The sequence below is a fragment of the Leclercia sp. LSNIH3 genome, from assembly GCF_002935105.1.
Classification (GTDB): domain Bacteria; phylum Pseudomonadota; class Gammaproteobacteria; order Enterobacterales; family Enterobacteriaceae; genus Enterobacter; species Enterobacter adecarboxylatus.
Genome location: NZ_CP026387.1, coordinates 3,826,982 through 3,839,268, shown reverse-complemented (window position 1 = coordinate 3,839,268; position 12,287 = coordinate 3,826,982). Strand labels below are relative to the sequence as shown.

17 protein-coding genes are annotated in these 12,287 nt (G+C 48.5%); 15 read left to right on the top strand and 2 right to left on the bottom strand.

Annotation, left to right across the window (positions count from 1 at the left end):
* The first annotated feature begins 223 nt into the window (after positions 1 to 223).
* Together C3F35_RS18645 and C3F35_RS18640 are read left to right on the top strand one after the other, a co-directional pair.
* Complete coding sequence (locus C3F35_RS18645; protein ID WP_063865907.1) at positions 224 to 391, top strand: helix-turn-helix transcriptional regulator; 168 nt, start codon at positions 224 to 226, stop codon at positions 389 to 391.
* 229 nt (positions 392 to 620) lie between these two features.
* Positions 621 to 1,613: a hypothetical protein gene (locus tag C3F35_RS18640; RefSeq protein ID WP_225987949.1), complete on the top strand. Its 993-nt coding sequence runs from the start codon at positions 621 to 623 to the stop codon at positions 1,611 to 1,613.
* Here the strand turns inward: C3F35_RS18640 and C3F35_RS18635 are convergent.
* The gene (locus tag C3F35_RS18635) at positions 1,610 to 2,569 is read right to left on the bottom strand and encodes a hypothetical protein (RefSeq protein WP_103793569.1); all 960 of its coding nucleotides are present in this window, start codon (positions 2,567 to 2,569) and stop codon (positions 1,610 to 1,612) included. The two genes, C3F35_RS18640 and C3F35_RS18635, sit on opposite strands and share 4 nt — an antisense overlap.
* Before the next feature lie 89 nt (positions 2,570 to 2,658).
* Between C3F35_RS18635 and C3F35_RS18630 the strand changes: the two genes are divergently transcribed.
* The 11 genes from C3F35_RS18630 to C3F35_RS18575 all read left to right on the top strand — a co-directional run bounded on the left by C3F35_RS18630 (position 2,659) and on the right by C3F35_RS18575 (position 8,938).
* A complete protein-coding gene (locus tag C3F35_RS18630; RefSeq protein WP_225987950.1) occupies positions 2,659 to 3,546 on the top strand; it encodes a GTPase family protein in 888 nt (295 codons plus the stop codon).
* Between the two features lie 260 nt (positions 3,547 to 3,806).
* Complete coding sequence (locus tag C3F35_RS18625; protein ID WP_063865891.1) at positions 3,807 to 4,544, top strand: helix-turn-helix transcriptional regulator; 738 nt, start codon at positions 3,807 to 3,809, stop codon at positions 4,542 to 4,544.
* 56 nt (positions 4,545 to 4,600) lie between these two features.
* Positions 4,601 to 4,873 (top strand): hypothetical protein, encoded by a 273-nt coding sequence (locus C3F35_RS18620; protein WP_007869719.1) that lies wholly within the window; start codon positions 4,601 to 4,603, stop codon positions 4,871 to 4,873.
* Positions 4,874 to 5,338: 465 nt separating this feature from the next.
* Complete coding sequence (locus tag C3F35_RS18610; protein WP_063865889.1) at positions 5,339 to 6,160, top strand: DUF932 domain-containing protein; 822 nt, start codon at positions 5,339 to 5,341, stop codon at positions 6,158 to 6,160.
* A 23-nt stretch (positions 6,161 to 6,183) separates the two neighbouring features.
* Positions 6,184 to 6,423, top strand: a complete 240-nt coding sequence (locus C3F35_RS18605) for a DUF905 domain-containing protein (RefSeq protein WP_007869725.1) — start codon at positions 6,184 to 6,186, stop codon at positions 6,421 to 6,423.
* Between the two features lie 103 nt (positions 6,424 to 6,526).
* Positions 6,527 to 6,985, top strand: coding sequence for an antirestriction protein (locus C3F35_RS18600; RefSeq protein WP_063865888.1), 459 nt, complete (start codon positions 6,527 to 6,529; stop codon positions 6,983 to 6,985).
* A gap of 15 nt (positions 6,986 to 7,000) precedes the next feature.
* Positions 7,001 to 7,477: a RadC family protein gene (gene radC / locus C3F35_RS18595; RefSeq protein WP_063865887.1), complete on the top strand. Its 477-nt coding sequence runs from the start codon at positions 7,001 to 7,003 to the stop codon at positions 7,475 to 7,477.
* An 8-nt stretch (positions 7,478 to 7,485) separates the two neighbouring features.
* On the top strand, positions 7,486 to 7,713 hold the full coding sequence (locus tag C3F35_RS18590; protein WP_063865886.1) for a DUF987 domain-containing protein: 228 nt from the start codon (positions 7,486 to 7,488) through the stop codon (positions 7,711 to 7,713).
* 13 nt (positions 7,714 to 7,726) lie between these two features.
* Positions 7,727 to 8,044, top strand: coding sequence for a type IV toxin-antitoxin system YeeU family antitoxin (locus C3F35_RS18585; RefSeq protein ID WP_063865884.1), 318 nt, complete (start codon positions 7,727 to 7,729; stop codon positions 8,042 to 8,044).
* Between the two features lie 20 nt (positions 8,045 to 8,064).
* The gene (locus C3F35_RS18580; protein WP_007869731.1) at positions 8,065 to 8,391 is read left to right on the top strand and encodes a TA system toxin CbtA family protein; all 327 of its coding nucleotides are present in this window, start codon (positions 8,065 to 8,067) and stop codon (positions 8,389 to 8,391) included.
* A 325-nt stretch (positions 8,392 to 8,716) separates the two neighbouring features.
* Positions 8,717 to 8,938: a hypothetical protein gene (locus tag C3F35_RS18575; RefSeq protein ID WP_103793570.1), complete on the top strand. Its 222-nt coding sequence runs from the start codon at positions 8,717 to 8,719 to the stop codon at positions 8,936 to 8,938.
* Between the two features lie 48 nt (positions 8,939 to 8,986).
* Here the strand turns inward: C3F35_RS18575 and C3F35_RS18570 are convergent, their stop codons facing one another.
* Positions 8,987 to 10,903 (bottom strand): flagellin N-terminal helical domain-containing protein, encoded by a 1,917-nt coding sequence (locus C3F35_RS18570; protein ID WP_158251943.1) that lies wholly within the window; start codon positions 10,901 to 10,903, stop codon positions 8,987 to 8,989.
* A gap of 164 nt (positions 10,904 to 11,067) precedes the next feature.
* On the opposite strand from C3F35_RS18570, the gene C3F35_RS18565 reads away from it, so the two are divergent.
* Entirely contained in the window at positions 11,068 to 11,628 is a 561-nt protein-coding gene (locus C3F35_RS18565) for an isochorismatase family protein (protein ID WP_233759494.1), read from the top strand.
* 89 nt (positions 11,629 to 11,717) lie between these two features.
* A complete protein-coding gene (locus tag C3F35_RS18560; protein ID WP_103793572.1) occupies positions 11,718 to 12,257 on the top strand; it encodes a DUF2058 domain-containing protein in 540 nt (179 codons plus the stop codon).
* Positions 12,258 to 12,287 lie beyond the last annotated feature (30 nt).

The window sequence follows — 12,287 nt, the reverse complement described above, 5'->3', positions numbered from 1 at the left end:
TCTATTTGGTGTTTTTGCATGATCAATTTAGGCCATTTTGTCAGATCATCTTACAAAGACTACATAGCCAGCCACCTTTCGCCTCTAATTCATGTTCACGTTAAATTGTCAAGACAATTCAGGCGTCGATCTTTTGTCTGCACTTTCTGGTTTGGCGGGGCCAATATCTGACAAAAGGTCAACGTGTAGGGAGCATGGTGTGGAAAGAATTGAAACGAATGATATGCAACTTGTCGATATGAAGTGGATAACAGCAACGCTGAAAGTCACTGATAAATGGATTTATAAGCAAATCCAGGATGGAAAATTTATGAAGCCAATAAAACTTGGCAGAAGCTCTCGCTGGAGGTTGTGTGACATAAGCGAATGGCTGGAAAGTCGTGTGATGTGAATATGAAGGGGGTACGATGGCAATATGTTGCAGAAAAGGATGCAATTTAAATATAGATCCTGTCAGTTACGAGCACAAGGTCAGACTTTGTTATATTCATTTTAATAAACGAAAGGAGCTGAGTCATAGAAGAAACGTAAAGAAAGAAATTCGTTGTAAAGTTTGTGGTGCTGACTTTTCTGAAACCAGAAACAATAAATATTGTTCCAACAAATGCAAAGGGATCGGTATGCGAATCCTTAAGGAGGCTGAAAAAATAGAAGTTTACCATCATTCTTACTGGCTAAACGTAGAGTGTTTTATTAAAAACAACCCATTGCAATTGAACTCAATTAACAGCTTAGAGGATATGGCAGAAATAATTAATTTATATAAATTTAAATCTCGGTTGCAGTTCGCATGTAGCCATTTCCTGGGGAGGAAAATATTATCTAAACATAAAAAAAACGAACATAAACTGATTCCTTTTATTAAGATTGACTTAAGCCATAAATATCCGAATTCCAAAGGTGGGATGAATGTGGTGGGAAATATCATGATTGCCCCTTCATTTATAAATAAAATGAACAAAGATAAAATTCCTGAAAATAATGCATTTCAAGAGTTTAATGGTAAAAGTGCAAACAAAAAAAGAAAAGATATTCGGTGTAGTCTTGTTAACGCCATCACTAAAAATTATTCAGAGGATGAGATAAATGCGATGTTTTATAAAATAGGAAAATTGCCAAGACTAAAAAACGGTCAAAAAAGAAACCTAGACGTCGCAGATACATTTAATCAGGTTATTATTTTTGAGTTATTAAAAAAAGAATGCAAGCGTTTAGAACTAAAAGATTATCTTTACTGTCTTAAATTTGTTGATAAACTTCTAAGAAATAAAACAATAAAATTTAGAGGGAGAACAGTTACTTTTTTTCCATGTTATCTTGATATGATTTCACTTGCTTTTTTTCATGCATATCTGCGAGGAGATCCTGATTGTTTTTTGTCTAAATTTAAAGATTTTGTGAGGGCGATGGACAATGGGAAAACAACAATGAGAAGAGTACGCGCACTGTTTTCTGTGCTTGCCATATCACGACGGTACTGTAAGAAATATTTCTCAATATCTAGTGCTGACCTGGCATCAACTAAAGAGACAATATTAACTGTATATGCTAAGTTTTTTACAGTTAAACCTTCTTATATCTCTGATGAAGGCTACCCACGGTGGATACGTTAAAAACTATCTTGGTAAGGTGCGATATTATTATCATCAAGATTACCGTTAAGTATGTCCATGAAATAATCTATTGCGTTTTTTACATTGCGAGTGTCGTTATCTTGTGACTCAAGTGCATTATTTATTTCAGTATTTGTGAGTATTTCATTTTTGTTTGCGCTGAGTATAATAGCATCAATTATAATAAAAACATCCAGCGCATTTAACTTTCTCTTAATGTTTTCAATTGCTAATATTTTATCTATATTATTTTGTACAGCGTGTGGGTATTTTTTTCTTTCAATTTCAATTATCTCTTTCAGTTGATTGACAATGATCTCATCAGAATAACGAAGATCTATACTAAGCCACAAGTTAGATAGGGCGACAGTATCATCTGCATAAGGATAGTTTTCTGGGATAGCTCTAATAATTGAATTATTGGCTTTTTTTATTTCTTCCATCATTTCAGGGTTAACGCTTCTGCTATATGGGAAATCGTCAGGGGTGAAATCAATATATTTGTTGCAATGATTGAAAAAACTAAAGAGCTCGGATGTAGTGTTATGTGCACTTTTCGATGCATTAAAAACATCAAGAAACGTCAACTTCTTTACTACCTGTCTGGTGGTTGGCCTAAAAGAAATAAGATCATTGGTTGTATACTTTAAAATTTCCAAGTTTTCAATGCGTGCCGACAATGTCTCAAGCGTATCTCTGTGGTCAGAGTTATTCATGAATTTATTTCTCATTATTCGTTTTTTATTATCTGAGGTTTTTTTACCGTCAAAATCAAAAATGTTTTTCTCCGCACTCCTGACTGCACTTTCACAATCAAAAAACAACTTCCTGCAATAAAATGCATTTACTAAATCCTCTTTTGTGAAGGAGGATGTGAAGTTTGCATATATTTTCTTATGCTTTCTGATAAATTCAATTATCTCATCTTTAGGTTTTGATTGTTTATTCCCTTTCATACTTCCTCATGAAAAATTTAAATTTACTTCAAATATATATCATGCTCCTGAACCAAGCAAGTTTGCTTAACCATCAGAGGAATTAGGAAATGATGAGACACAATGATGAATTAAAGAAAATGTACTCTCCACTTTATTTACTGCCAAAAAATGTTGCCGTAGAAGTCATGAAACGCCTTAACGAAACTATCTGCTACCAGCCGGTGATTGGCATTTTGGGTAAAACCGGTGCCGGTAAATCCAGTCTGTGTAACGCACTGTTTCGCAGCACGGTCTCGGCCGTCAGTCATACCACTGCGTGTACCCGTGAGCCACAGCGTTTTACGCTGCAGGCAGGTGAACGCCAGGTGACGCTGGTTGATCTGCCCGGGGTGGGCGAAAGCCCGGAGCGGGATGAAGAGTATCAGGCACTGTATCAGCGTATCTGGCCGGAGCTGGACCTGGTGCTCTGGCTGATTAAAGCCGATGACCGGGCACTGACCCCCGACTGTGATTTTTACTTTCGGATGCTGTCACCAGGCAGTGCTGGGAGGGATAAGGTGCTGTTTGTCCTGACCCAAGCCGATAAAATCGAGCCTTCCCGTGAATGGAGCGGCTTTCTTAATCAACCTTCAGAGCAACAGTTAAAACACCTGGAGGAAAAGCAGCGCGCGGTGTGCTCGTTATTCAACCACCCGGCACTCCCGGTGATCACCGTATCAGCAGCCACTGGCTGGCATCTGCCTGAGCTGGTGGAGGTGCTGTTTCGCTCACTGCCTGCCCGCGCCAGCAGTGCCGTCAGTTCGGTCATCAGACCACAATACCGCACGCAAAAAATTGAGGCGCAGGCGCAACAGGATTTTGGCGATACGGTCAGCGACGTGATGACACACACCCTGTCGGAGCTATCCCTTCCCTCCGCAGTGAATGCGGTGGTCAGTACCGTGATTAGTGCGGTGGTCTCTGTTGCCCGCAGTGTCTGGCGGTTTTTCTTCTGACGGCTGAAATGCCGTTATCCCGTGAGCAAATGCACCACTCTGTGTGCACCTTGCATTCGCTCTCCGTTTGCCGGACACATCCTGTCCATTTTAGGTGTGGTGTATCCGGTTAAAAAACAGACTGAATACAGTCAGTGCCGCAGCCCGTACGATACTGACGGGTGATAAAAATATTTTTCGCCCTGTCCATACCCTGACCCTCCCCCTGTTTACAGTAATCACATCTTTTTCAATACGTTCATCACGATGGAGAACATGCCATGTCACAGACTGAGCACCGCTATGACCGACTGGCGGTCAGACTGTCTCTCATTATCAGTCGTCTGCTGGCAGGCGAAACACTGAGCGTGAAGACACTGGCAGTCGAGTTTGGTGTCTCGGTACGCACCCTGCGCCGCGATTTTCGTGAGCGGCTGATATATCTGAACCTTGAGTACCGTCATGGGCACTGCCGATTGTTGTCAGATCCCGGTATGGCACAGCGTGCCCCGGGAACCCTGTGCTTTATGCGCAATGTTGGGCTTCAGCAGGTGTTTCCAGAAACGGACCTTCGCTTGGTAAACACGCTAACGGACAGTGAGGATATCTCACCCTGTCTGGTCTGGCAGGAGGACGCCAAAAGCGCCCCCGTCCGCCCCGGTCTCTTTTCCCGACTGGTCGATGCCATCATTCAGCAGCAGTGCATCCGGGTACTGGCTGACGGTGTGCGGGCTGAACACCTGGCACCGTACCGGCTTATTTACCTTGAGGGGGCGTGGTATCTGGTCGGTGAGCAGCACGGAAGGATCGTTGTTCTGCCGCTGTCCGGGATCACCGCCATCACCGTCCTGAGTGAGGGCTTCGAGCGTCGTGATACGGTATGTCAACTCACCCGTCAGGTGGCCTTCATCCGGGCGCTGCCTCATTTCCCGGTCATGCACGACGTGATGGCTGCATCCCATTCTGCGCCGCCTTTAACAGAGGAGAAGAGCCCTGCTGCAACTAACACGACGGGGTGACCATCAGGCCATCCCTTTCATTGTTGTCTATTACCTACTTAATAAGGAAACACCGTATGCATCCGCGTTATCGTCGCATGATTGCCAGCGCCCTGGCCCTCAGCAGTGTCAGTCTTTTTATCCCCACCGTAGCCCAGGCTGGATACAGTGATTACGAGGCATTCCGTCTGGTCAGAACGGAGAACAGCGCCGCGGGCGGGGCACAGAAAATCTGCACGTATCAGAGTATGGTCACCCGAAAATATGTCCAGTTGGACATGCCCTATACCTGCCAAGGCATGATGTTTCGCAACCGGAACGACGGGCTGTTTTACGACAGAACAAACTAACTCACTGAGTTTATGGAAATTGCCATGTTTAAGGAGGGCTGCTATGCCTTTGAGCCTTTGTCTCAGCCTGTCAACCCTAGTGGGGCTGATTATCACGGTTGTTGATACCCGTATTGTCGGGTTCGGGTATTCAGCATGGGCCGCCGTGCTGCTGTGTGTCCTGCCGGGCCTGGGCGTCTGGCTGGGTAATCTCATCCGAAAATGGATCATGCCGGATGCGGTTTACGGAAGTACGGTGCCGTCATTCAGGCCCGTCTGCTCTGGGCGGTATTGCCCCAGTTTATTGGCTGGTTCATCGGATTTATGGTCGCCATGAGCATACTGGGTATCCGGGCTTGAGCCTCCCGCGACAAACTCAACGACGGGTATTCCCCCTTCCGCACACTTTGCTGTTTAACCCCCTACCACGGCCTGCTCAGTTGAGCAGGCCGTTTTCGTTTGTTTTTTTCTCACAGGAGTCTCGCCATGACCCGATTAGCCAGCCGCTTTGGTGCGGTAAATCTTATTCGCCGTGACCGTCCGTTAACCCGTGAGGAGTTAATGCATTATGTACCGAGTGTGTTCAGCGAAGACAAGCATGAGTCCCGAAGTGATCGTTATACCTGTATTCCGACCATTACCCTTCTCGATAATCTTCAGCGCGAAGGCTTCCAGCCATTTTTTGCCTGCCAGACCCGGGTTCGGGACCAGAGCAAGCGAGAGCACACCAAACACATGCTGCGCCTGCGTCGCGAAGGCCAGATCACTGGCAAACAGGTCCCTGAAATCATCCTGCTTAACAGTCATGACGGCTCCAGCTCATACCAGATGCTGCCGGGGCTGTTTCGTGCAGTCTGCCAGAACGGGCTGATTTGCGGTGAGAGTTTTGATGAGGTACGTGTGCCACATAAAGGCAATGTGGTGGAGAAAGTCATTGAAGGGGCTTACGAAGTACTGGGGATATTCGACCGTGTGGAGGAGAAGCGCGATGCCATGCAATCGCTTTTGTTACCGCCACCAGCACAGCAGGCACTGGCCAAAGCGGCGCTCACGTACCGCTTTGGCGAAGACCACCAGCCGGTGACGGAATCACAGATACTTTCCCCACGCCGCTGGCAGGATGAGAGTAACGACCTGTGGACCACCTACCAGCGCATTCAGGAGAATCTGATTAAGGGCGGTCTGCCGGGCAGAACGACCAAAGGCAAGCGAGCTCATACCCGTGCGGTAAAGGGGATTGACGGGGACGTGAAGCTCAACCGGGCGCTCTGGGTCATGGCGGAGAATATGCTGCACCTAGCGTCCTGACACGCTGACTATCCGGAGTCACCATGACTGAATCGTTAACCCTGCCTCCCGGTTCGTTCTCACGTCAGCAGGCCGAAACCCTTATCCGTCTGTACCGTAATATCACCATTGAAGACGACCAGGGCAGTCACTTCCGCCTGGTGGTTCGCGACACCGAAGGCCGGACGGTCTGGCGGGCATGGAACTTTGAACCGGATGCCGGTGAAGGTCTTAACGGCTACATCCGGCAGTATGGCATCCACAAAGACACCGTTACCCGCTGACCCCGAAGCATTTACCCGCGACATCTCACCTTCCCGAACACGCTTTGTTAACCCCATACGCCAGCCCTCGCCGCTGGCGTTTTTTATTGACGGAGACATATCCATGACAACGCAGACGCAGTACGACCTCGCACCCGCTAACCAACCCGAATTTGAACTGACCGTCACGCCAGTCCCCGATGAACAGCGTATCGATTTCTGGCCGCAACACTTCGGCAGCATACCGCAGTGGCTAACCTTGGAGCCGCATATCTTCGCCTGGATGGACCGCTTCTGTACGACCTACGGCGGTGGTATCTGGTCGTTCCACACCCTGAGCAACGGCGGGGCATTTATGGCCCCCGAGTATGACAGTGACGATAAATGGCATCTGTTTAACTGTCTGAATGGCAACGATGCAGATATGAGTGCAGAAGCCGCCGGTATCGCGGTCTGCCTGATTGAATACAGCCACCATGCCTGTCGCACCGAATGCGATGCAATGACCGCACACTTCTACCGCCTGCGGGACTACGCCCTGCAGCATCCTGAAGCCCACGCCATTCTGCGTATCATCGACTGACCGGAGGAACAACGAATGAAACAGCTTTCCTTTTTACCCGGCGAGATGACGCCACACGACCGGCGTCTCATCCAGCGGGCGCTCAGGGCTCTGGACCGACACCTGCATGAGCCCGGCGTGGCCTTCACCTCCACCCATGCTGTCCGTGAATGGCTGCGACTGCATATGGCCGCACTTGAGCGGGAAGCGTTCCGGGTGCTGTATCTGGACAACCAGAATCAGTTGATTGCCCATGAAACGCTCTTCACCGGCACGATTAACCGCACTGAAGTCCATCCCCGGGAAGTGGTCAAACGTGCTCTGCGTTTCAACGCGGCGGCGGTGATACTGGCGCATAACCATCCTTCCGGTGAGACAACACCCAGCCAGGCTGACAAAGCCCTCACGCAGCGACTGGTGCAGGTGCTTCAGCTGGTGGATATCCGCGTCCCTGACCACCTGATTGTTGGCGGCAGGCAAATCTATTCGTTCGCAGAACACGGTCTGTTGTGAGGTATGACATGAAAATTATCAGTAAACGCCGGGCAATGACGATATACCGCCAGCATCCTGAGTCCCGGATCTTTCGCTACAGCAGCGGAAAATATCAGTGGCACGGCAGCGTCTGTCATTACACCGGCAGGGACGTTCCGGATATCACCGGAGTCCTCGCGGTATACGCCGAACGCCGCCAGGACCGCAACGGGCCTTATGCCTGCCTGATGAGTGTTACCCTGAACTTACAATAAAAGGAGAGCCCCCATGACCCACATCATCTGGGGCCTGCAGCGGGCTATCACGCCGCGCCTGGGAGCCCGTCAGGTACAGGAGGGCAACCGGCTGCACTACCTGGCTGACCGGGCCAGCATCACCGGTATGTTCAGTGACGCCGAATGCCGGAAGCTGGATGACACATTCCCACACTTTATCCGCCAGATGGAATCGATGCTGACCACCGGTGAACTCAGCCCCCAACATGCCCACTGCGTCATCCTGTACCACAACGGTTTTACCTGTGAAGCCGACACCCTTGGCAGTTGCGGCTACGTATACATCGCCATTTATCCCACTCAGCGTTAATTACCTTCACGAGAGCAAACATGAAAACTTTACCTGCAACAACTCAGCGGGCAGCGAAGCCCTGCCTGTCACCCGTGGCTGTCTGGCAAATGTTACTGGCGCGTTTGCTGGAACAGCACTACGGTCTGACAATAAACGACACCCCATTCAGCGATGAAGTTGTTATACAGCAACATATCGATGCCGGTATCACCCTGTCAGATGCCGTGAATTTTCTGGTGGAAAAATACGAACTGGTCCGTATCGACAGGAAGGGATTTCGCTGGCAGGAACAATCCCCTTACCTTCGGGCTGTCGATATTCTGAGGGCAAGACAGGCAATAGGTCTTTTACGAGGATCTCATTGAGATATGGTAAGATGAAGTTTTCGAGTACGATATCTATTAAGCGGAATCGAACCAAAGACGGTTAGTTATTATTCAATGAATTCTGTCAAAATAACTTTTGGGGGCCTTATTGGGGGCCCCTTAACTTTATTAACAACAAATAAACCTTAACTATCAACATATAAACCATACATATTCGAAGTCTGCAGGGGACATTTGCCCACCTGCCACGCCCTCTGCCACTTCCCTGCCAATAGCACCCATACACACAACGTCCCGTATCGCTGTACTGTACTCTGCCGCCGTTAGCACGAATTCACTTCTTAAAAAATAACGGAGATATGGAATGAAACGAATCCTCATTGTGATGGCATTACTCGCCCCTTGCTCTGCGCTTGCTGGCGTTATTTTTCACCCGGTTGAGCGCGCTGCGGTAGTGGCAAACTCCGCACATCCGGTGGCAGCAGCGACGGTTACCGCTCAGGCCAGAAATCACCGTGCCGCCAGAGTGGATGCCGTTAACTGCAACGATGGTCGCTGCGTACAGCATGGTAATGTGATTCGGTAAGACGATGGGGTTCCGGCATTCTGGAACTCCAATTCATCTCTGATGATCTTATTTGATAGCACCATTCAGTAATGACAACACTATCTGTGGCATTTGATTAGCTTTCGACAACATTGAGCCAAGTGATTCCTGGAATATCTGCGCCCGGACCATATTCGACATTTCGAGGGCGTAGTCAGCATCTTCAATACGTGAGCGGGAAGCATTGACTGCGACTGACATAGTCGCCTGTTGATTTTGCATTGACTCCAGACGGTTGGCGATGGCACCCAGCGTACTGCGACTAGTATCGACCTGCTTGATAGCATTGTCGATTGCCGCCAGTGGATTCTCAGGTTTTTTCAGCCTTATTTCATTACCGACTTCAGAAATATTCAGGGTCGTATAGTTGGTTGCAGCATCCGTAGACGCGCCAAAAGAAGCGTTATAATAGAGCAGGAGATCGCCCACGCCATTCTGCGTTTTTAGCATGATCTGGCTGATATTATTATCGGGCACAACCAGGGTGACTCTTTTTGTATCTGTGCCCTTCACCACATCCATGTAGTAATTGCCGTCTGAATCCTTACGCAACACATCATTCGATACATTGCCCTCAGCATCGGTATAACGCACATTGACTTTCGAGGGATCCATCGTGACGGTTGATGTTCCATTCACATGGGTAACGGCAGAGAAATTATTCAGGCTGGTGGCGTTATTCGCCGTGACGACAAGGGAGTTGGTCGTGCCATCAGTCGTCGCAGTCACCGAGGCATTGTAATAGCTAAAATTACCGCTGCCATCATCTACTTCCAGAATGTACTGGCTACCCGATTTCAGCAACCTGGAGTTAGCGCCGGAGAACGGATTATTACTGGCATCTTTAAATGTCAGCGCGGCGGAGGTGGTATCAATATTGAGTGTAGACGTTGCCACTGCAGGAATAACGGCAAAACTCGTATCCAGTAGCCCACTGGTGCTGGTCATTTGCGCGGTAACGGCACCGGATGACCCATACGTCAGGGTGGCAGGATAATAGAAGTCATCTTGCTCAATATAATACTGGCCGTTTGATTCTCGTAGTGACGGCACGGGGCTGTTACTTAATGCTCCACCGTTGGTATCGAGATAGTTCACAGAAGTTATCGCCCGGCTATTTAGCTGGGTGACACTGCTGTAAAGCGGCGTTCCAGTGGTCGCGCTAACGCTCACACTGCCGGTTCCGCTAGCGGTATCCCAGGTTGCGCCATATGTGGCCCGATAATAAACAGGCTTGCCGTCGCTTCCCGTATCTTGAATATACGTCTGGCCGTTCGTGCCGTTGCGCATCAGTTGTGGCAAAGTAAAGGTACCGGTAGGAGACCAGGTTACGCTCACATTGCCGCTAGTAAGATCAATATTATTAGCAGCGCCCATAACCTTGTTGATATCAGATACCGACCCGCTTATCCCCCGAATAACCAAATCTTTCAGTCCAATATTTTCCACACTGAAGTTTTTTGATAAATCGAGGAAAATTTTTTCATTATCACGGGAGCCGACCTGAAAACCGACCGTGCCCGCACTGCCGTCCAACAGGTTAATACCGTTAAAGTCGACGGACGTATTCAGCCGATCGATTTCTTTCAGGTTTAAATTAATTTCGGCCTGAATAGCATCCGCATCAACCAGGTTATTGGTTTCACTTAGCCCTTTAACGGTGAGTTCCCGAATGCGCTGTAGTCTGTTATTAATTTCACTCATTGCTCCTTCGGCAGTCTGCACCAACGACAAACCATCCCCGGCGTTACGCTGAGTCTGTTGCAGCGCATTCTGTTCGCTGGTCATCCGGTTAGCCACTGCCTGACCAGCCGCATTGTCCTTAGCGCTGTTGATACGGACGCCTGAAGAGAGATTGCGGATGGCCTGCGCCAGAGCAGACGTATTTTGTGAGGATTTCCCCTGGATCGTTAATGCAGTTAAATTGGTATTCAGGCTTAACATTCCCATGCACCCGTTCAGGTTTTTCTGAAGATGTTATCGGCCAAAATCTGGATTGGTTGATGATTTATTTAGAACTTAACCAAATTTAGTAGGGTGCTCTCTACGTCGTTCCGGATAAGTTGAGTTAGGATGTTGTCTGAAAAAGACAAGTAATCCTGTCACTTATGCTGTTAAAGGAAAGTACTATGTCAAAAGCGCTCCTTATCATCGACATGCAGAATTTCGTAGCAGAAAGAATCCAACAAGGCGTTGAATACTTCCCTCAGGCGAGCATTGAAAATATGACCGCCGTAATTGAGAAATTCAGAGCAGCAGGTAACCCGGTCATCCATGTTCGCCACCAGACGCCTGCTCAGGGTTCTCCTCTTCATCACAGCTCGCCGTCAAGCCAGCCCCTTGAATCCTTTAATGAACGCGCTGACGAACCGGTATTTATCAAACACACCTCCTCCGCATTCAGCTCAACGGGATTACTGGCTTATCTTCAGGAGGCAGGTATTTCAGAGGTGGTCGTTATCGGTGCCGTGGCAGGATTCTGTGTCAACTCAACCGTCAGAATGGGTGCCGATCTGGGGTTAAAGATGACGGTGCTAAAAGATTCGGTGATAAGTTTTGCCCTGGAAGACCATCAACTCAGCGCAAAGGCCATTCATGATGTTACCCTGGGGCTGCTTGCTGCCGGTTTCGCGCAGGTGAAAGACGCCACGGATTTACCGCTTTCCTGAGTACTGTGCCCTGGGCGTCCATCACCTGGCACGTCGCCAACGCTTCAGGGTATAATCTGTAAATCTTATGACAGACTTCAGAAACGACCATGACCAAACTCACACTACAAGAGCAGATGCTTAAAGCTGGCTTAGTCAGCAGCAAAAAAATGGCGAAAGTGCAGCGCACCGCCAAAAAATCCCGCGTACAGGCGCGTGAAGCACGCGAAGCCGTTGAAGTGAATAAACAGGCGCAAATTGAACGCGATAAAGAGTTAAGCGAGCAGCAGAAGCAAGCGACTCTTGCAAAAGAGTACAAGGCACAGATCAAGCAGTTAATTGAGATGAACCGGGTCGTGGTGGCAAGAGGCGATATCGGTTTTAACTTCACCGACAATAACCTCATCAAAAAAATCTATGTCGATAAAACCACGCAAGCGCAGCTGATCAATGGCCGTCTCGCCATTGCGCGTCTGGTTGCCGAAGCGGGCCGCGAAAGCGAATACGCCATTATCCCGGCGGTAGTGGCAAATAAGATCATGCAGCGTGATGCGAGCTATATCGTGTTGAGCAGCGAGCTGACTCAGGAAGCGAAGGACGAAGACGATCCTTATGCCGATTTTGTCGTGCCTGACGATCTGATGTGGTAATGCTTACAGACCACCTCCCCGGGAGGTGGT